Genomic DNA, 18,973 nt, shown 5'->3' on the forward strand with positions numbered 1-18,973 from the left:
TCTTTACGGGATCGCGTTACTTGATTTACCGGCAGCAAGGGCGGTCAGTTTGCGCCATAGCCACTCCATCGGCCCCTGGCGGAACGCGCGCAACCACAATACGGAAAACAGGATATTAACCAGCCAGATAGCCGGAACGAAAGCCAGCAGGTGCAGCCGGTCAAACTTCATAAACAGGCCAAAACGGTAGAACAGCGTGGTGCAGATTAAGGTCTGAAGCAGGTAGTTACTGAGCGCCATGCGTCCGACACATTGAATGGCAAAGCTGATGCGCGTGCGGGCGATTTGCGGCCAGAATCCCAGGCAAAGCGCGGCATAGCCGAGGCTGATAAACGGGCTGGCCACATCGCGCGGCACCTGTAAGTAAAAGCCACTCCACAGGAATTCCCAACCAAGGTGCCACTGGGCGACGATGCCGGGGATGGCAATCAACCAACCCACACCCAGCAACATCACTGCCGCACGTCGATAATGCTGCACGCTGAACTGGCCGCTCAGCCAGCCGCTGCGCATCAGTGCCGCACCGATCAGCATCAATCCTGCCAGTTGCCAGCCGTATTGTGATGCCAGCGCCATCAGGCTGGATGCAAGGTGATCGAGCCGGTTTTGCACCGTCTCCCAACCGCCCAGCAGCTTCCAGTAACGTTCATATTGCAGATCGGCCGCTCCCGGCAACCAGGAACGGCTGGGCTGCGGCGTGGAAATCGCCCCAAACACCACCAGCACCCCACACCCCACCAGATACAGCAGCACGCCAGTTTGCAGCAAGGCTCGTTCGGAGGGCACTTCACGCAGCATGCGCCAGATAATCAGCCCAACCAGGCCATAATCCAGCAGGATATCCCCTTCCCAGAAAAACACCGCGTGGATAAAACCAAGCAGCACCAGCAGCGATAAGCGCGATGTTATCCAGCGGCTGCCGCGCGGGATCTGCATATGCAGACCGGCCCCGAACAATAACGCAAACATTGTGAGGAATTTGAGTTGGGCCAGGCCATCCATGATCGCCCAGGTCCAGGCATCGGACAACGATATGTCACCCTGCCAGGCCGGGTTGAGGTAGGCCGCCGAAGGTAAACCAAAGCCGACAATGTTGAGCAGTAAAATGCCGAGGATGGCGCAACCACGAATGAAATCCAGCGCGAGATAGCGTTGCATCGGGTGTCCTGAGAGAAAAATGAAAACGGGCGGCAAACGCCGCCCAAATTAATTAGTTGTGACGCACTGCGCGCAGAAACTCCTGACGGGTATTCTGGCTGGATTTGAACAAACCACCTAACGAGGTGGTGGTGGTCGCACTGGTGGCATCCTTGACGCCGCGCGCTTTCACGCAGTAATGCACCGCATCGATCGACACCGCCACGTTGTTGGTGCCCAGCAACGTTTGCAGCGCCACCAGCACCTGCTGGGTCAGACGCTCCTGCACCTGGGGGCGCTGGGCAAAGAACTGCACGATGCGGTTGATTTTCGACAGGCCAATGACCTTGTCTTTTGGGATATAAGCGACCGTGGCTTTCCCATCGATAATCACAAAGTGATGTTCGCAGGTGCTGGTCAGCGTGATATCACGTACCGTCACCATCTCATCCACTTTCATCTTGTTTTCGATAACGGTGATTTTCGGGAAGTTGGCGTAGTCAAGACCTGAGAAAATTTCATCAACATACATCTTGGCGATGCGATGCGGTGTTTCCATCAGGCTGTCATCTTCCAGGTCGAGATTCAGCAGCTGCATAATTTCGGTCATATGACCGGCGATCTGACGCTTACGGGTTTCGTCGTCCATCTCGCGCACCGGGGCGCGTAACGGCGTTTCCAGGCCACGCGCCAGCAGCGCTTCATGAACCAGGGCGGCTTCCTGACTTAAGGTGCTCATCGTACTCTTCTCCGGCAGGTGATGCGCCCGCAGATTTTTGCCTGCGGGGGAAATTCTGAGCGCGTATTGTGAAACACTCCGCGCCCTTAATCCAGCAATCAATCTGATTGGAGATGAAAGCTTTTCATGGTGCCGCGCGACGCAACACCAGAGCTCCGGCCAGCAACAAACCGGCTCCGGCTACCCACAACGCCGGCTCCAGCTGATGCCACAGCAGCGAGGAGATCCACGATAATAATGGCCCACCCAGTTGCCCGACGGCATAACCGGTGGTCAACAGCCCGGCCAGATAACGTGTATGCTGCGGAGCCAGTTCGCGGCCATACTGCAACGCCAGCTGCACCACGCACAGGAAGCCGCCACCAATTAACGCAGCCCCGAGCATCAGGCCATTCAACCCCGGCATAACACTGGCCGCAATCACCCCCAACGCCTGCGCCCATAACACCAGCGCCAGGCGAAGATGGCTGCTGCCCCAATGTCGGGTCAGGATGCCCAGCACAATCCCCAACACCGCCGCACCGCCGAATACCGGCCAGACAAACTGCGCAAACGCGCTGTGCGGGAAACGCGCAGCTGCCATTTGCGACAGAAAGGTGGCGGGCAGAATATAACCGAATCCGGCCAGGCTGTAGCTCAGCACCAGTCGCTTCAGGTTGCCATTCAGCACCAACGGTGCAGGTGCCTGATCGGGACGATGGAGCTGGCCCTTGCGCGGCAGAAATCGCGCGATGGCGGCAATCAACACCAGCGCCAACAGGCCATAAGCGCCCCATGCCAGCGCCGCGCTGGCACCGATGGCGTGCAGCAGTACCGCCAGCATGCCGCTGAGGAAGATGCCGGTACCCGGCCCGGCAAACACCGCCGCCGACAGGCCCGGACGACCGTGGTGCAGCAGCTGCTCATTACTCCACGCCGCCACCAATACCATCGCCCAACCACTGGCACAACCGATCAGGAAACGGATCAGCCCATGCAACCACGGGCCACTGACGCAGGCGGAGATCAACGTCAGCACCACCGCGCCCCAGACCCCCATCTGTAAACGCCACTCAACGCGTTTACGTGCGCGCATGGCATCAAAAGAACCGCACAGATAACCGAGGTAGTTGAGCGCCGCCACCAGGCTGGCGCTGGTTAAGGTCAGCTGATGGTCCTGAATCATCAACGGCACCTGCGGCGTGAAAGCAAATCGCCCAATCCCCATAGCAACCACTAAACTTAAGAATGCGCTGAGCGCGACGCGAAACGGCATAACCAACCCCTGATCTTGTTTTATCACTTGCCTCAAGCATGCGCGATGTTTAAACTCACGAAAAGTGAATAATACTAACTAAGTTGTTTACGAGAAGAGAATATGGATTTAGTCCAGTTACGTATGTTCTGTTCTGTAGCCGAAACCGGCTCGCTGGTTCGCGCGGCGGAACAACTGCACCGAGTCCCCTCCAACCTCACTACCCGCCTGCGTCAGCTGGAGGAAGAGTTAGGAGTGGATCTGTTTATCCGCGAGAAACAACGTATCCGTTTGTCGCCGATGGGCCATAACTTTCTGAATTACGCCCAGCGTATTCTGGCGTTGAGCGATGAGGCGCTGAGTATGACACGCGCGGGCGAACCCGGCGGCAATTTTGCCCTCGGCTCGATGGAAAGCACCGCGGCAACCCGTCTGCCTGGCCTGCTGGCGGCTTATCATCAGCGTTTTCCTGCGGTGGCGCTTTCGCTGATCACCGGCACCTCCGGGGAGATCATCGATAAAGTGCGCGAAGGCACACTGGCGGCAGCGCTGGTGGATGGCCCGGTCACCCACGATGACTTAAACGGTTGTATCGCTTTTCGGGAAGAGATGGTGCTGATCACCAGCCTTGAACATAAACCGATTAAAAACGCGCGGGATACCCAGGGCGACACGCTGTTTGCCTTCCGCAACAGCTGCTCGTATCGCGTCAAACTTGAGTCCTGGTATCGCGACAGCCAAACCGCACCGGACAGCGTGATGGAAATCCAGTCCTACCACGCCATGATGGCCTGTGTGGCGGGAGGGGCCGGCGTCGCGATGATCCCGGCCTCGGTGCTGAACCAGATGCCGGGTAAAGTTCGGGTACAGGAACACGCGTTGCCACCGGAGTATCGCGACACCGCCACCTGGCTGATGTGGCGGCGTGATGCCTTCACTCCCAACGTGGAAGCGTTGAAGTATTTGATTATTGAACAATTTGACGACCGGCCGCTCAATGATGAGTTAATGCATCCTTTGCATGCTGCTGAGTAATTTTAACCCTTATCACGACCAACGGGCTGTTTGGCCCGCATCTACAGGAAGAGGAATTGCATGAACATGATTAAAACCCGTGCCGCCGTTGCCTGGGCAGCTGGTGAACCGCTGAAAATCGAAGAAGTGGATCTGATGCCACCACAGAAAGGCGAAGTGCTGGTGCGCATCGTGGCAACCGGTGTGTGCCATACCGATGCTTATACCCTGTCGGGTAAAGATCCGGAAGGCGTGTTCCCGGCGATCCTTGGCCATGAAGGCGGCGGCATCGTGGAAGCGGTTGGTGAGGGTGTGACCAGCGTGGCCGTCGGCGATCATGTGATCCCGCTGTACACCCCGGAGTGTGGCAAATGTAAGTTCTGCCTGTCGGGCAAAACCAACCTGTGCCAGGCGATTCGCGCCACCCAGGGCAAAGGCTTGATGCCAGATGGCACCACCCGTTTCTTTAAAGACGGTCAGCCGATTTTCCATTATATGGGTACCTCGACCTTCTCTGAGTACACCGTCGTGCCGGAAATTTCGCTGGCGAAAATCAGCAAAGAAGCGCCGCTGGAAGAAGTGTGCCTGCTGGGCTGTGGCGTCACCACCGGTATGGGTGCGGTGATGAACACCGCCAAGGTGAAAGAAGGCGATACCGTGGCGATCTTCGGCCTGGGCGGTATCGGTCTGTCGGCGATTATCGGCGCGAAAATGGCGAAAGCTGGCCGCATTATCGGTATCGATCTCAACACCAGTAAATTCGATCTGGCACGCAAACTGGGCGCCACCGATCTGATTAACCCGAAAGATTATGACAAGCCGATTCAGGATGTCATCGTCGAGTTGACGGATGGCGGCGTGGATTTCTCATTCGAATGTATCGGTAACGTCAACGTGATGCGCTCCGCGCTGGAATGCTGCCACAAGGGTTGGGGCGAGTCCGTGATCATCGGTGTGGCCGGTGCCGGGGAAGAGATCTCCACCCGTCCGTTCCAGCTGGTGACCGGTCGCGTATGGCGTGGTTCCGCATTTGGCGGCGTGAAAGGTCGTACCCAGCTGCCGGGTATCGTGCAGGATTACCTCGACGGGAAATTCGCGCTCAACGATTTCATCACCCACACCATGCCGCTGGAAGAGATTAACGACGCCTTTGAGTTGATGCATGAAGGAAAATCCATCCGCTCGGTGGTGCATTTCAACAAATAAGCAGGAGGCGTTATGGCATCCACTCTGGAATTGCTGGAAGAACATCGCATGTTTGGTGGCTGGCAACAGCGCTGGCGGCATCATTCAGCGGTGCTGAACTGCCCGATGATCTTCAGCATTTTTTTGCCGCCGCCACATGACGACACACCGCCGCCGGTGGTGTGGTTCCTCGCCGGACTGACCTGTACCGACGAGAACTTCACCACCAAAGCGGGTGCGCAGCGCGTGGCGGCGCAGTTGGGTCTGGTGCTGATTATGCCGGATACCAGCCCACGCGGTGACGATGTGGCGAATGACAGTGCTTACGATCTGGGCCAGGGCGCGGGGTTCTATCTCAACGCCACCCAGCAACCGTGGGCCGCGCATTACCGCATGTTCGATTATCTCAGCAAGGAGTTACCGGCACTGGTCGCCGATAACTTCAAGTTGAGCGAACGACAGTCGATTATGGGGCATTCGATGGGCGGCCACGGCGCATTGCTGCTGGCGCTGCGCCTGGGCGGACGTTTCTCTTCGGTGTCTGCTTTTGCACCCATCGTAAATCCGACGGAAGTGCCGTGGGGACAGAAGGCGTTCAGCGCCTATCTGGGCGAGGATCGTGCCGCCTGGCGTGAGTACGATAGCTGCCTGTTGATGAGTGAGGTGGAAAATCGCCTGCCAATCCTGATCGATCAGGGTGACAACGATCAGTTCCTGGCGGATCAACTGCGTCCGGAACGTCTGGAAGAAGTGGCGCGTGAACAGGGTTTCCCGCTGGAGTTACGTATCCAGCCGGGCTACGACCACAGCTACTTCTTTATCGCCAGCTTTGTTGAAGACCATCTGCGTTTTCACGCGAAGCATTTACTGGTGTAACTGACAAAACCTACACGTAGCGGCGCGATTTAACGCGCGAGTCTTGAGCACGCAGCTCGAAAAAAACGCGCGATAAATCGTGCCGCTACGAACTCCTTAAATGATAGATTCGGCTACCAGCCCATCAATCATCACCTGCGGCATACCACGCGAGCAGCATTCAATGCGGCCGCGCACCCCATAAACCTGAGCCAGCGTCTCCGGCGTGATCACCTGAACCGGCTCGCCGTCAGCCAGCAGCGTCCCGTTTTTCAACATCAACGCATGATCGGCGTGGCGCAACGCAATGTTGATATCATGTACCACCACCACCGTGACGATATTGCGCAATTGCGTTTCACGGCGTACCAGATCCATAACGTGGAACTGATAGTTAAGGTCCAACGCACTGAGCGGCTCATCGAGCAGCAACAGCTCCGGGCGACGAATTAAGGATTGTGCCAAACCGACTAACTGTTTCTGCCCACCCGAGAGTTGGTCCAGATAGCGCATGGCCAGATGTGCAATGCCCAACTGATCCAGCAGATGCAAAATTTCTGCTTCGCTGGCTGCGCTGTGCAGACCACCGGAAGCGCGCTGCGCGACAATGATCGATTCCAGCACATGCAGATGCACCCCGGCGGGTAGGGTCTGTGGCAAATAAACCACACGCTGGGCACGACGGGCAAACGGCTGAGTCATCAACTCTTCACCATTCAACCACAACTCGCCCTCCCCCTTGCTTAACCCCGCCAGCGCACGTAACAGCGTCGACTTACCACAGCCATTGGGCCCCAGCAGCACGGTGATTTTACCGCGAGGCAGTTGTGGCACATTGAGGTCTTCAATGACTTTGCGTTTGGGGTAGCCCGCGTAAAAGTGGCTGAGACGTAATCCTTGCTCCATCACACATTCCCCCGATGACGCAAAATAATACTCAGGAAGAACGGCACGCCAACCAGTGAGGTCACGATACCGACCGGAATGATGACGCCGGGGATCAGGTTTTTCGATGCCACAGAAGCCAGCGACAGCACCAGCGCACCGATCAGCGCACTGGCAGGCAGATAATAACGGTGGTCTTCACCGAACATCATACGGGCGATATGCGGCGCCACCAGGCCAATAAAGCCAATCGGCCCAACAAACGCCACTGCCAACGCGGAAAGGATGCTGATACGCAGCAGGGTGGCGAGGCGCAGACGGCGCACGTCAATACCGAAGCTGATGGCACGATCTTCACCAAGACGCAGCGCGGTCAGCTTCCAGCTACTAAGCATCGAGAAAGGCAGCAGAATGGCAAACGCAGCGGTTAGCACGCCGAGTTTCTCCCAGGATGCGCGCGCCAGACTACCCATGGTCCAGAACACCAATCCCTGAAGCGTATCTTCGCTGGCGATAAACTGCATCATCGACACCAGCGCATTAAAGGTAAACACCAGCGCGATACCAAACAGCACCACGCCTGAGGTAGAGACTCGCGTCCAGCGTGTAATGCCGTCCAGCATCAACGCGGCAAACAGCGCGAAGATAAAGGCGTTAGCCGAGATAAACCACTGGTCCGGTACGCCGGGAATACCAATGCCGAGAATAATCGCCAGCGCCGCACCAAAAGCCGCCGCAGAAGAGACACCAAGGGTGAAAGGGCTGGCCAGCGGGTTATTAAGGATGGTTTGCATCTCCGCACCGGCAAGCCCGAGCGAGAATCCGACCACAATCGCCATCAGCGCATAAGGCAGGCGGATATCCCAGACAATCACCCGTGTACCCGCATCGACGCTATCGGGGTGCGTCAGGGTTTGCCACAGGGTATCTAATGAAAGACCGGCCGGGCCAAGAGTGAAATCGAGAATTAATGATGCCAGAATCGCCAGCACCAGAACGCCAATCAGCAACATCCTCTGACGCAGCACCTGGTGATAGCGCGTCATGGTATCGATATCGTTGCTGTTTTCCGCCACCAGCGCGGCTTCCGTGGTACGCATTGATCTACCTGTTCCCCGTTGCAATCATAACGGCTGCCACAATAGAGCAGGTGATAATAATTATCAATCTTATGTGTTTTACAGATGAAGGCATATGTTGCATATCGCTTACAAATCATTGGTTGAATAAAGCCACTTACAGGACACAAAACTGCCAGCGCATCAGCTCAGGCTCCTATAGTTAGTAAATTCATCAGATTTATTTATGATAAAAACCTCATTTTTGATAGAGAGCGTCTGAGAAGCAATCTGATAAACGGTATGCTAACTGGCTGTTTTTATTTTATCCATGCGAAAATGAGCAGATATCGACATCTTAATTCATTATAAATCACATCATTGTCAGCCATAAAAAATCGATGCTATAACAATTTCGAAATATTTTATTATATTTCCTGAAAATCATGATTTTGTTTGTATATACCTAATTAATCGGAACTTTAAATAATGAGGTTTATTATGAAAAATATTGATAACATTTCTAGCCTTTACCAAAACCCACCTAAAGAAATTAATAAAGATCTGGAGGGTAATAGTTTCACAGATATGATCCTTCAAACCAAATCTGTAGCCTCAGCTGCATTTGACAAACTCGCATACCTTGCAGGCATTAAAAACGCTCCCGCAGATGATAAATATGCACAATTAGATACTACCAATCTGAGTGCGCTATTGAAAAGCGCTGAGGGCCTGGGTTACGACATAGAAGTCGTGAATATTTAACATCAGAAGGCAGCCGAGTGGCTGCCTTGATGAGGGCATCAAAATGAAAAATGAAGTTACTACACTGAATGAAAAAATAAAAATACGTCCCCGATCACGATGTCATCGACTGGCCGATTGGTAATAAAAATTACCTGAGTTACAAAACAAATCGAATAAAAGCTGGGACAGAGCATTACCAGTTTCTTGTTTCAAAACAGAGAGAAATTACCAGAGATGCACCAACGCATCGGACACCAAAATCGGTCGTTATTTTCGATAAAAACAACGGAAAATACGTCAAAGTGCTATTGAAAGAGAAGGTCTGAATTTAATAATGGGTATCACGTATTTTTACATGCTGTTTTCAGTATTGCTTGCAGATGGCTTAATGGTTTTCTTAACTCCAGTTGTAGTCTATCAACTTACGAGCAGTATTGAATATGCTGGCCTGAGCTATGCGCTATGGTGGTTACCCCGAATTTTTTTAGTCCCTTTGATTGGTCGTTATATTGACCGTTTAGGGGTCAGACTCTTGTCTATTCTATCAGACAGTATAAAAATTACAGGGTGTTTATTCCTTGCAATACACGAATTCTCATCAGACTTACTGATTGCAATATCATTTGGAATCACAGGTAGTTTGATCTCGATCGGTAATTCACAAACATTAATTTCTTATGAGAAGATAATTTCTCTAATCAGCCAGGATAAAGAACATCATGCCAACCTTATGTCAAGAATGGATTTCCTGGGCATGGTAATCGGTCCACTAATTGGCATTTTCCTGATTGACTACGGATACCATTACTTATTATTTTTACCCTGCATCCTTTATTTAGGAAATGCTATTTTCTTTTACAGCAGACATGGCCGCAAAGTAAATAATTCGTATAACGACCTCAAAAATGAAGGTTCGCCTACGATGAAGAAAACCTTTTTATTCATCTTTTCGGCACCGCTTCTTGTCTTTTCAGTATTAATCGCTATTGGAAACAATATGTTCGACGGCCTGGTTGAATCTGCTGGTTCGGGATTAATAGATCAGGTTATGGGATTGCCTGTGAAATATTTTGGCTTAATCGATATAGTTGCCGGACTATGTGGTGTAGCAGGCACCTTCATCTATGGAATCACAAAGAAACACACTAATAGAAGTATCCAGCTATCCTTTTCGGTAGTTTTAATTGTTTTTTCTTCTATTACACTTATTATTTTCCAGAACTCCCTATGGGTTTTTGTTAGTTGCTATGGCATATCAATAATAGGAAAAGTCTTCTCAGGTAACATTTGTCGGATAATCAGGATTGAGATAATACCTGCTAACATTTTTGCCAGCACATCATCTGTCATCGTCTTGTTAAATCAAATGATTTTGCCTTTTATTGGATTGCTATTGTTTCTTTCCAATGGCTCAACCATGACCGTCTTTTTGATGATGTCATCAGCCATAGCAATCACCTTTCTGGCAGGCTGTTTCCTGAGCATCTCATTGAGCAAAATCACAAGCCTGAATGAAAAAAATACCAGTCAGGTTTAGCTGACTGGTATTCAATAGTTACGGTCTATCTCAGCTTGCGCCGATTACTCTTTAAACGTCGGGAAATCCATTTCGCTGTATTTCACAAAACGGGTGCCACGCACCAGCTTGTAACCCAACCAAATCACCAGGAACAGCGGAATACCGATATAGGTTGCCGCCACGCCGTACCAGTCAATACGGTCTGCCAGGAACGCCTGATAGTTCTGGCCCAGTGTAATAATCAGACACAGCACAAACGCGAAGATCGGTCCAAGCGGGAAGAAGCCTGAGCGATAGGGTAAATCCGCCAGATCCCTGCCCTGCGCCACATAGCCGCGACGGAAACGATAGTGGCTGATGGCAATGCCCAACCAGGCGATAAAGCCGGTCATACCCGAGGTGTTCAGCAACCACAGATAAACTTCCTGGTTACCAAATTTCGAGGTCAGGAAGCACAGCCCGGCAACCACGGTGGTGGCATACAGCGCGTTACGCGGCACACCGCCTTTCGACAGTTTGCCAAAAATACGCGGGGCTTTACCTTCACGCGCCAGATTGAACAGCATACGGGTCGAGGCATACATGCCAGAGTTCCCCGCTGACAACACCGCCGTCAGGATCACCGCATTCATCACTGCCGCCGCAGACAGCAAACCGGCATTCTGGAACACCAGGGTGAACGGGCTGATGCTGATATCGGTGATGTCGTTATGCAGCAGCTTAGGATCGGTATACGGCAGAATCAGGCTGATGATCAGAATGGCGAACACGTAAAACAGCAGGATACGCCAGAACACCTGACGTACCGCACGCGGAATATTCTTCGCCGGATCTTCAGACTCACCCGCAGCGATACCAATCAGCTCGGTACCCTGGAAGGAGAAACCGACAATCATTGCCACGCCAATCATCGCGGCAAAACCACCGGCAAACGGCGCATCCCCTACCGTCCAGTTATGCCAGCCCGCATTTTCCGCGCCGCGCATAATGCCGACGATCATCAACACGCCGACCACAATAAAGATAATCACGGTGGTGACTTTAATCAGCGAGAACCAATATTCCGCTTCACCAAAACCTTTAACCGAGATGTAGTTGAGCAGGAACATCAGGCCGAGGAACAGCGCGCTCCAGATCCAGCCAGGGGTATCCGGGAACCAGTAGTTCATTACCAGCTGAGAAGCGACGAGATCGACCGCGATGGTCACTGCCCAGTTGTACCAGTAGTTCCAGCCCAGCGCGAAGCCGAAGCCCTCTTCCACGTATTTGGCACCGTAGGTGGCAAAGGAGCCGGACACTGGCATAAAGGCGGCCAGTTCGCCGAGGCTGGTCATCAGGAAGTAAACCATCAGCCCGATCAGCGCATAGGAGAGCAGCGCACCGCCCGGACCAGCCTGAGAAATGGTGGCACCCGAGGCGACAAATAGACCGGTGCCGATCGATCCGCCAATGGCGATCATAGTGAGATGGCGCGCTTTTAATTCACGGCGCAGCCCAGGTTGTTGTGTTGTTTTTGAGTCATTATGCATGTGTAAACGCTATGCTGAATAAAAATAAGGCGCGATTGTAGCAGCTAAGCCTGCTCTGTATAGCATTCACGTCGGGTTATTAGTTACGTTCATAATCGTTACAAAATTATTAGCCAGTTGCGTTTACTCGCGGCAATACGTCAGGAAACGGTTGAGTGCTTTTGACAGATGTTTCTGCCGATGATGGATGCGATACAGGGTGCGTGTCAGACGCGGCAGCGGCACCGCTACCTCAACCAACGTGCCGGCTTCCAGCAGATCAGCAATCACCCGCCGTGACAGGCAACTGATGCCCATCCCGTGGCGTACCGCGTGTTTGATCGCCTCGGAATTACCCAATTCCATACCCAGTTGGAACTGCGGCAAATGCGACAGCAGCAGATAATCGACGATTTCACGCGTACCGGAACCGCGCTCACGCAGGATCCAAGGGGCAGCCGCCAGACTTGCCAGGGTGATCGGTTGTTGCAGGATGGCAGCATCTGGCGCGGCAAACACCACCAACTCATCTTCCAGCCAGGGTTCGCTAATCAATTCCGGCATATGGCATGGCCCTTCAATCAGACCAATATCCACACGGAAATCGGCCACCGCATTGATGGCATCCTGGCTGTTACCCACGCTCAGTTCCAGCGGCAACGTGGGAAAATCGCGCCGATACGCCGCAATCATGCCCGGCAACAGGTAGTTGCCGATGGTGCTGCTGGCGAACAGACGGATCGCCCCGTTGTCCTCTTTAAACAGCTGCTCGATTTCGCCAGCCTGCTCCAGTAACCCAACGGCGCGCGGATAAAGCAAACGGCCATGCTCGTTTAACACCAGACGTTTGCCGACCCGGTCAAACAGTTGCACGGCAAGCTGGCTTTCCAAATCCGCCAGCGCGGCGCTTACCGCCGACTGCGACAGCGCCAAAACCTGCGACGCCTGCGTCGTTGAGCCACTTTTCAGTACTTCAGTAAAAACCTCGATCTGACGCAGCGTAATGTGCACGCGTCCTCCTCACATTGCTTACCACTTATAATGGTTAATTATAAATATATTATCAATTTCACTTTTAAGCCAGCCAGGCGCACGCTAAAGACCTACTAAGGAGAAGTGTATGGCTGACATAAGCGTAAGCAAAACCCCGTTTCCCTTTCATCACTGGCTACCCGGCTTGCTGCTGACTGCCGCGATTGCGGGCTGTGCCGCGTTACTGGCTCAGCAGCCCTGGCTGGCTGGCGCAGGGTTTGGTGCATTAACGCTGGCGATTATTTTGGGCATCCTGCTCGGGAACAGCCTCTATCCCCGTCTGGCCAGCCAATGTGATAGCGGCGTGCTGCTGGCGAAACAGCGTCTGTTGCGCCTCGGCATTATTCTGTATGGCTTTCGCATTACCCTACAGCAAATTGGTGATGTTGGCCTGAGTGGCGTGTTGATTGATGTGCTGGTACTCAGCTCGACTTTCATGTTGACCTGTTTTCTCGGCATTCGCCTGCTGAAAATGGATCGCGAAACCGTGTGGCTGATTGGTGCGGGCAGCAGCATCTGTGGGGCAGCGGCAGTACTCGCCAGCGAACCAATCATCAAAGCCGAGCCGTCAAAAGTGGCCGTCGCGGTCGCCACCGTGGTGCTGTTTGGCACCCTTGGCATCCTGTTATATCCGGTGATCTGGACGCTGATACCGCCGGTCAGCGAAGCGCATTTTGGCATCTACACCGGTTCGACGCTGCATGAAGTGGCTCAGGTAGTCGCTGCCGGTCATGCTATCGGCGCGGATGCGGAAAACAACGCGGTGATCGCCAAGATGCTGCGCGTGATGATGCTGGCCCCTTTTCTGCTGGTGCTGGGCAGTTGGTTACGCCGTCAGCGCAGCCACAGCAGTGCGCGTTCTCAACCGGTGGCCTTCCCGTGGTTTGCCCTGCTGTTTATTGGCGTGGCGTTGTTTAACTCATTGCATCTGTTGCCTGCCAGCGTTGTGGGTGGCATCAACCAACTGACAAACCTGATGCTGGCGATGGCGATGGCCGCGCTTGGCTTGACCACCCGCTTTAGTGCGCTGAAGCAGGCTGGCGTTAAACCTCTGTTGCTGGGATCGATGGTGTTTATCTGGCTGATTATCGGTGGCGGCGCACTGAATGTGCTGGTGCAACATTTCATGGCCCAGGTACATCCGCTATGATGGGCGTTTTGCAAAACCCAGCCCATTCAGGAGAGCGGCATGAAATATATCGGCGCACATGTCAGTGCATCAGGCGGCGTAGACCAGGCAGTGATCCGTGCCCACGAACTGGAAGCCACAGCTTTCGCGCTGTTCACCAAAAATCAGCGCCAGTGGCGCGCCGCCCCCCTCTCCGGCGAGGTGATTGATGCGTTCAAAAGCGCCTGCGAGACGTATAAATTCACGCCAGGCCAGATTTTGCCGCACGACAGCTATCTGATTAACCTTGGCCACCCGGTGATGGACGCCCTGGAAAAGTCCCGTGATGCCTTTATTGATGAAATGCAACGCGCTGAACAACTTGGCCTGACGTTGTTGAACTTCCATCCGGGTAGCCATCTGCAACAAATTGAAGAAGAGGCCTGTCTGAAACGTATCGCGGAGTCGATCAATATCGCGCTGGAGCAGACGCACAACGTTACAGCCGTGATCGAAAACACCGCCGGTCAGGGCAGCAACCTCGGTTTCCGCTTTGAACATCTCGCGACCATCATTGAACACGTCGAGGATAAATCACGCGTTGGCGTGTGCATTGATACCTGCCATGCCTTTGCCGGGGGTTATGACCTGCGTACGGAAGAGGCCTGTGTCGCGACCTTTGCTGAGTTTGAACGCATTGTTGGTTTTCAGTATCTGCGCGGGATGCATTTGAATGATGCCAAGAGCACCCTCGGCAGCCGGGTTGACCGTCATCACAGCCTTGGCGAAGGCAATATCGGCAAAACCGTGTTTAGCTGGCTGATGAAAGATGCACGCTTTGATGGTATCCCGATGATTCTGGAGACTATCAACCCGGACATCTGGAAAGACGAAATTGCCTGGCTGAAGTCGGAACAGCAGGGATAAAAAAAGGGGCGACCTTACGGTTCGCCCCTTTGCTTTTCCTGGTGTTGGCATTAAATCAGGCGGCTTTGGTTGCCAGCTCTTCTTCCGGGCGTTTCAGGATAGCGTAGCCAAGGCCCGCCACCGCTGTACCAATCACGATGGACAGCAGGTAACCCAGTACCGGCGTAATCGCCCCTGGAATCAGCAGCACGAACAGACCACCGTGTGGTGCCATCAGCTTCGCGCCAATTGCCATCGAAATCGCACCGGTCACCGCCCCACCAACGATACAGCATGGCAGGACACGCATCGGATCACGCGCTGCGAACGGAATCGCACCTTCAGAGATAAAGCACAGGCCCAGTACCAGCGCAGCTTTGCCACCTTCCTGCTGACCTTTGTTGAATTTACGACGCGCAACGATAGTCGCCAGACCCATCGCCAGCGGCGGCACCATACCGGCGGCCATAATCGCGGCCATCGGTGCGTAAGTCTGCGAGCTCAGCAGTCCCACACCAAATGCGTAGGCCACTTTGTTCACCGGACCACCCATATCGGTACACATCATGCCACCGAGGATAGCGCCCAGCAGGACAGCGTTCGCCGTACCCATGTTCGCCAGCCAGTGAGTCAGGCCGCTCATGATGCCCGCTACCGGTTTGCCTACCACGTAAATCATCAGCAGGCCGGTGATCAGACTGGCAACCAGCGGAATAATCAGAATCGGTTTTAGCGCTTCCATACTTTGCGGCAATTTCACTTTGCTGCTCAGCATCTTCGCGGCATAACCGGCAATGAAACCGGCGATGATACCCCCGAGGAAACCAGCGTTAATGCTGGTCGCGATCATCCCGCCAATCAAACCTGGCGTCAGACCCGGACGGTCAGCAATGGAGAAGGCGATAAAGCCTGCCAGCACCGGCACCATCAGGGCAAAGGCGCTGCCGCCACCAATCTGCATCAGCGCAGCGGCGAGGGTGCCCGGCTCTTTAAACGCGGTGATACCGAAGGCGAAGGAGAGCGCAATGCTCAGACCACCGGCCACCACCATCGGCAGCATGTACGACACGCCGGTCAACAGGTGGCGATAGGCACCGGTTTTTTCCTGCTTATCTTCCTGGCCGCCAGACGCACGCGCACCGCCTGGCTGGTAAGTTTTGGCTTCGGTCTGGGCTTTATCCAGTTCCTGCGCGGTTTTCTTCAGCGCCAGGCTGGTTGAGGTACGGTACATCGGCTTCCCGGCGAATTTCGCCAGATCCACATCGATATCGGCCGCAACCACCACCAGATCGGCAGCGGCCACTTCTTCTGGGGTGATAGCGTTACCCGCACCCACGGAACCGCGGGTTTCCACTTTCACCCACCAGCCACGTTTTTTAGCTTCAGCTTCAATGGCTTCGGCAGCCATAAAGGTATGCGCTACGCCAGTCGGGCAAGCGGTGACAGCAACGATGCGTTTCGGCCCGCTGCTCTGTACCGCAGCCGGGGCGGCAACCGCACTTTGCACCGGTTGGGCGTTGGCTTTCGCCTGGCTGATTGTCGCCAGCGGATCGCGCAGCAACTGCTGAACATCCACCAGCGCCAGTGATTTGCCTGCCAGCTGTGCATCGCTCGGGGCGTTGTGACCCGCCACCAGGACCAGGTCGGCGTCAGCAGCATTTTCTGTAAGGGTAAGACCAGCCTGCGCCGCAACCGCACGCAAACTTTCCATCGCTAAATGACCTGAGGCGAGGCCCAGGGAAGAATCTTTAATCAGCAGCGTTTTCATTATACCTCTCCTGCTGTTAGTTAACGGGTTGTAAGTCAACACGCGCCATCATCGCGGCCAACTGGGTACGATCGGTAACCCCAACGTTGCTCTGGCTGACGGCCATAGCCGCCACTGCCGTTGCAAGACGCAGGGTGTGTTCACTGGATTCGCGCATCAGCAGGCCATAAATCAGTCCACCAACCATTGAATCCCCGGCACCTACGGTGCTGACCACTTCACACGCAGGCGGTTTGGCAATCCATTCGCCTGAAGCATTCACCCACAGCGCCCCTTCTGCTCCGAGTGAAATCACTACATGGGCTATGCCCTGCTCGCGCAGCTCATGCGCGGCGTCAATCACATCTTTCAGCGTCGGCAGCTTACGCCCCGCCCAAATCTCCAGTTCGCGGCGATTGGGTTTTACCAACCACGGCGCGGCTTTCAGACCTGCCACCAGCGCTTCACGGCTGCTGTCGAAAATGATGCACGGACATTGAGTGCGCAGATCGCTCATCCACTGGGTAAAGGCTTCCGGCGCCACACCTGCTGGCAGGCTGCCGCTGACGCACACCATGTCGAACTGACCAAGCCAGGTCAGAGAGTCGGCGGTGAAGCGCTCCCAGTCCTGGGCGGTGACGTCAAAACCGGAAAAGTTCAGATCGGTCACTTCACCGTCTTTTTCCGTCAGCTTGACGTTGATACGGGTACGGCCCTGCACCACCTGAAAACGGTTGGCGATACCCAGCTCGCTGAACAGCTGCTGAAAGCCGTCCTGGTTCTCTTTACCAAGAAAACCACCCACGGTGACATCGATGCCTAAGTCTTTCAGCACTTTCGCGACATTGATGCCTTTACCTGCGGCATGCAGGCCGGTGGTTTTGACCAGGTTAACTTCCCCGCGCTCGATCTCCGGCGTATAGCCGACCAGATCATAAGCCGGGTTAAGTGTGATGGTGGCTACGCGACGACTCATGCTACCCCCTCGCCCAGGCCGCTATTAATGGCCTCTTCAATGGCATTCAGTGCCTGCTGTGCATCTTCACCGCTGGCGGTAAAGCGCAGGCGATGACCTTTCTTCACACCCAGCGCAACCACTTTCATCAGGCTGCGACCATTGGCGGGTTTACCGCTGCCGTCAAGGTTGGTGACGGTGATGTCGCTGTTAAATTGTTTGATCACGCTGACCAACGCGGTGCCCGGACGGGCATGCAAACCGTGTTCGTTACGGATGGTGTATTCAGCGGTCAGCATATCGGCTTGTTCGTCCACTTCGCTGGTCAGCAACGCCAGAATCCCGGCAGCATCGGCTTTCAGCAGACGTTCAGCTTTATTGGCATGCAGTAAGCTGCTGAGGTAGCCCAGCACTTCCAGCGGACGGTCGTCGCTGGCTGCCACGGTCACCAACAGCGCCACGTTTTCACCGGCGTGGTCAAACGGTGTTGCTGCACGGCTGACGGCCACGGCGCTGTTCAGGTTGCCGATGGCGCTATCGCTCAACCAGATGCCCTGGCCGAGACTCAACGGCGCATTTGATACCACGCTGGCAACGAAACCCGCATCCACGGCACCTGCCGCCTGTAAACGACCGGCGTTCAGTGCCTGCAACGTCATCAGGTCACTGGCAGCAACATCGACTGCAATCAAGGAAGTATCGAATTTGAATTCCGCCGCCTGCTTTTCACCCATCAGCAGCGCACGCAGATCTTCTGCCGATGCAGTTTTCAGCTGCTCGGCAATGCTGTCATCGCTGAGTACATGAGTCAGCTGACGCAGCAAGGCGAGATGTTCGTCGGATTTCGCGGCAATACCGATGGCGACATACGCCGTCTGGCCGTCGCCCCACGCCACACCCTGCGGGAACTGGAACACCTGCACGCCGGTTTTCAGCACCAAATCGCGGGTGTCGGTCGTACCGTGTGGGATGGCAATGCCGTTGCCGAGAAATGTGGTGGTTTGCTGTTCGCGCGCCAACATGCCATTAACGTAGCCTTCCGCTACATTGCCCGCAGCGGTTAACGCTGCCGCGACCTGACGAATGGCTTCTTCTTTGTTCTGTGCGCTGGCACCGGTATGAATGGCCTGAACTTCGAGCTGGAACATATCTCTCCTCGCTTGCTGAATTGAATCGTTTCAGCTTGATGGCGAAAAAATACGCTGTACGACATCGGCTTAGCCGGGACGACAACGCTGAAACGTTTCAGGGAATATGGTACAGCTCTGCCCGACAGGCAAGAAAATGCGTAATCGACGTAGCAGATTTTTGACGCTACGCACACTTCAGATGTGATTTAGGATT

At 54.4% G+C, this 18,973-nt stretch carries 17 protein-coding genes; 7 read left to right on the plus strand and 10 right to left on the minus strand.

Translation table 11 applies throughout. From position 1 onward, the window contains the following. Positions 1-3: 3 nt before the first annotated feature. The 3 genes from yeiB to AC6I8R_RS13910 all read right to left on the minus strand — a co-directional run bounded on the left by yeiB (position 4) and on the right by AC6I8R_RS13910 (position 3,131). Positions 4-1,158 (minus strand): DUF418 domain-containing protein YeiB, encoded by a 1,155-nt coding sequence (gene yeiB, locus AC6I8R_RS13900; protein ID WP_415174036.1) that lies wholly within the window; start codon positions 1,156-1,158, stop codon positions 4-6. Between the two features lie 52 nt (positions 1,159-1,210). Continuing rightward, entirely contained in the window at positions 1,211-1,876 is a 666-nt protein-coding gene (gene folE / locus AC6I8R_RS13905; RefSeq protein ID WP_013509796.1) for a GTP cyclohydrolase I FolE, read from the minus strand. A gap of 124 nt (positions 1,877-2,000) precedes the next feature. Beyond that, positions 2,001-3,131 (minus strand): YbfB/YjiJ family MFS transporter, encoded by a 1,131-nt coding sequence (locus tag AC6I8R_RS13910; RefSeq protein ID WP_497832480.1) that lies wholly within the window; start codon positions 3,129-3,131, stop codon positions 2,001-2,003. A gap of 102 nt (positions 3,132-3,233) precedes the next feature. Here AC6I8R_RS13910 and ptrR point away from each other — a divergent pair, with 102 nt between their 5' ends. Genes ptrR through fghA form a run of 3 tightly spaced genes read left to right on the plus strand, consistent with a single transcriptional unit; the run spans position 3,234 to position 6,185 of the window. Next, on the plus strand, positions 3,234-4,145 hold the full coding sequence (gene ptrR, locus AC6I8R_RS13915; protein ID WP_021184997.1) for a putrescine utilization regulator PtrR: 912 nt from the start codon (positions 3,234-3,236) through the stop codon (positions 4,143-4,145). Between the two features lie 60 nt (positions 4,146-4,205). Next, positions 4,206-5,330, plus strand: coding sequence for an S-(hydroxymethyl)glutathione dehydrogenase/class III alcohol dehydrogenase (locus AC6I8R_RS13920; protein WP_021184998.1), 1,125 nt, complete (start codon positions 4,206-4,208; stop codon positions 5,328-5,330). Between the two features lie 12 nt (positions 5,331-5,342). Further along, positions 5,343-6,185: an S-formylglutathione hydrolase gene (gene fghA / locus AC6I8R_RS13925; RefSeq protein WP_497832481.1), complete on the plus strand. Its 843-nt coding sequence runs from the start codon at positions 5,343-5,345 to the stop codon at positions 6,183-6,185. 96 nt (positions 6,186-6,281) lie between these two features. On the opposite strand, the gene AC6I8R_RS13930 is transcribed toward fghA, so the two are convergent. Continuing rightward, positions 6,282-7,070 (minus strand): ABC transporter ATP-binding protein, encoded by a 789-nt coding sequence (locus tag AC6I8R_RS13930; RefSeq protein WP_497832482.1) that lies wholly within the window; start codon positions 7,068-7,070, stop codon positions 6,282-6,284. Next, positions 7,070-8,149 carry a FecCD family ABC transporter permease gene (locus tag AC6I8R_RS13935; protein ID WP_021185001.1) on the minus strand — a complete coding sequence of 360 codons (1,080 nt, stop codon included), beginning with the start codon at positions 8,147-8,149 and terminating at the stop codon, positions 7,070-7,072. Before AC6I8R_RS13935 ends, AC6I8R_RS13930 begins: the two co-directional genes overlap by 1 nt. Positions 8,150-8,608: 459 nt before the next feature. Here AC6I8R_RS13935 and AC6I8R_RS13940 point away from each other — a divergent pair, with 459 nt between their 5' ends. Continuing rightward, positions 8,609-8,872, plus strand: coding sequence for an XRE family transcriptional regulator (locus tag AC6I8R_RS13940; protein ID WP_497832483.1), 264 nt, complete (start codon positions 8,609-8,611; stop codon positions 8,870-8,872). A gap of 337 nt (positions 8,873-9,209) precedes the next feature. Then, positions 9,210-10,391 carry an MFS transporter gene (locus AC6I8R_RS13945; RefSeq protein ID WP_497832484.1) on the plus strand — a complete coding sequence of 394 codons (1,182 nt, stop codon included), beginning with the start codon at positions 9,210-9,212 and terminating at the stop codon, positions 10,389-10,391. 44 nt (positions 10,392-10,435) lie between these two features. On the opposite strand, the gene AC6I8R_RS13950 is transcribed toward AC6I8R_RS13945, so the two are convergent. Beyond that, entirely contained in the window at positions 10,436-11,902 is a 1,467-nt protein-coding gene (locus AC6I8R_RS13950; RefSeq protein ID WP_497832485.1) for an amino acid permease, read from the minus strand. A 123-nt stretch (positions 11,903-12,025) separates the two neighbouring features. Beyond that, positions 12,026-12,892 carry a DNA-binding transcriptional regulator YeiE gene (gene yieE / locus AC6I8R_RS13955; protein ID WP_021185006.1) on the minus strand — a complete coding sequence of 289 codons (867 nt, stop codon included), beginning with the start codon at positions 12,890-12,892 and terminating at the stop codon, positions 12,026-12,028. A gap of 109 nt (positions 12,893-13,001) precedes the next feature. Here yieE and AC6I8R_RS13960 point away from each other — a divergent pair, with 109 nt between their 5' ends. Together AC6I8R_RS13960 and nfo are read left to right on the plus strand one after the other, a co-directional pair. Beyond that, positions 13,002-14,063 (plus strand): YeiH family putative sulfate export transporter, encoded by a 1,062-nt coding sequence (locus tag AC6I8R_RS13960; protein WP_415174043.1) that lies wholly within the window; start codon positions 13,002-13,004, stop codon positions 14,061-14,063. Between the two features lie 39 nt (positions 14,064-14,102). After that, the gene (nfo, locus tag AC6I8R_RS13965; RefSeq protein WP_021185008.1) at positions 14,103-14,948 is read left to right on the plus strand and encodes a deoxyribonuclease IV; all 846 of its coding nucleotides are present in this window, start codon (positions 14,103-14,105) and stop codon (positions 14,946-14,948) included. Between the two features lie 55 nt (positions 14,949-15,003). On the opposite strand, the gene fruA is transcribed toward nfo, so the two are convergent. Genes fruA through fruB form a run of 3 tightly spaced genes read right to left on the minus strand, consistent with a single transcriptional unit; the run spans position 15,004 to position 18,777 of the window. Continuing rightward, the gene (gene fruA / locus AC6I8R_RS13970) at positions 15,004-16,695 is read right to left on the minus strand and encodes a PTS fructose transporter subunit IIBC (protein WP_415174045.1); all 1,692 of its coding nucleotides are present in this window, start codon (positions 16,693-16,695) and stop codon (positions 15,004-15,006) included. A gap of 16 nt (positions 16,696-16,711) precedes the next feature. Then, on the minus strand, positions 16,712-17,650 hold the full coding sequence (fruK, locus tag AC6I8R_RS13975; RefSeq protein ID WP_021185010.1) for a 1-phosphofructokinase: 939 nt from the start codon (positions 17,648-17,650) through the stop codon (positions 16,712-16,714). Next, the gene (gene fruB, locus AC6I8R_RS13980) at positions 17,647-18,777 is read right to left on the minus strand and encodes a fused PTS fructose transporter subunit IIA/HPr protein (RefSeq protein ID WP_021185011.1); all 1,131 of its coding nucleotides are present in this window, start codon (positions 18,775-18,777) and stop codon (positions 17,647-17,649) included. The genes fruK and fruB overlap by 4 nt, the downstream gene beginning before the upstream one ends. Between the last annotated feature and the right edge of the window lie 196 nt (positions 18,778-18,973).

The sequence above is a fragment of the Pantoea sp. X-Soil-OKNW-713 genome (assembly GCF_059730685.1).

Excerpts from the sequence above, each read along its gene's own strand:
- fruB (WP_021185011.1), bottom strand. The coding sequence starts at position 18,777 with ATGTTCCAGCTCGAAGTTCAGGCCATTCATACCGGTGCCAGCGCACAG.
- AC6I8R_RS13930 (WP_497832482.1), bottom strand. The coding sequence starts at position 7,070 with ATGGAGCAAGGATTACGTCTCAGCCACTTTTACGCGGGCTACCCCAAA.
- AC6I8R_RS13940 (WP_497832483.1), top strand. The coding sequence starts at position 8,609 with ATGAAAAATATTGATAACATTTCTAGCCTTTACCAAAACCCACCTAAA.
- fghA (WP_497832481.1), top strand. The coding sequence starts at position 5,343 with ATGGCATCCACTCTGGAATTGCTGGAAGAACATCGCATGTTTGGTGGC.
- folE (WP_013509796.1), bottom strand. The coding sequence starts at position 1,876 with ATGAGCACCTTAAGTCAGGAAGCCGCCCTGGTTCATGAAGCGCTGCTG.
- fruA (WP_415174045.1), bottom strand. The coding sequence starts at position 16,695 with ATGAAAACGCTGCTGATTAAAGATTCTTCCCTGGGCCTCGCCTCAGGT.
- AC6I8R_RS13920 (WP_021184998.1), top strand. The coding sequence starts at position 4,206 with ATGAACATGATTAAAACCCGTGCCGCCGTTGCCTGGGCAGCTGGTGAA.
- AC6I8R_RS13910 (WP_497832480.1), bottom strand. The coding sequence starts at position 3,131 with ATGCCGTTTCGCGTCGCGCTCAGCGCATTCTTAAGTTTAGTGGTTGCT.
- ptrR (WP_021184997.1), top strand. The coding sequence starts at position 3,234 with ATGGATTTAGTCCAGTTACGTATGTTCTGTTCTGTAGCCGAAACCGGC.
- AC6I8R_RS13935 (WP_021185001.1), bottom strand. The coding sequence starts at position 8,149 with ATGCGTACCACGGAAGCCGCGCTGGTGGCGGAAAACAGCAACGATATC.
- AC6I8R_RS13950 (WP_497832485.1), bottom strand. The coding sequence starts at position 11,902 with ATGCATAATGACTCAAAAACAACACAACAACCTGGGCTGCGCCGTGAA.
- yeiB (WP_415174036.1), bottom strand. The coding sequence starts at position 1,158 with ATGCAACGCTATCTCGCGCTGGATTTCATTCGTGGTTGCGCCATCCTC.
- fruK (WP_021185010.1), bottom strand. The coding sequence starts at position 17,650 with ATGAGTCGTCGCGTAGCCACCATCACACTTAACCCGGCTTATGATCTG.
- nfo (WP_021185008.1), top strand. The coding sequence starts at position 14,103 with ATGAAATATATCGGCGCACATGTCAGTGCATCAGGCGGCGTAGACCAG.
- AC6I8R_RS13960 (WP_415174043.1), top strand. The coding sequence starts at position 13,002 with ATGGCTGACATAAGCGTAAGCAAAACCCCGTTTCCCTTTCATCACTGG.
- AC6I8R_RS13945 (WP_497832484.1), top strand. The coding sequence starts at position 9,210 with ATGCTGTTTTCAGTATTGCTTGCAGATGGCTTAATGGTTTTCTTAACT.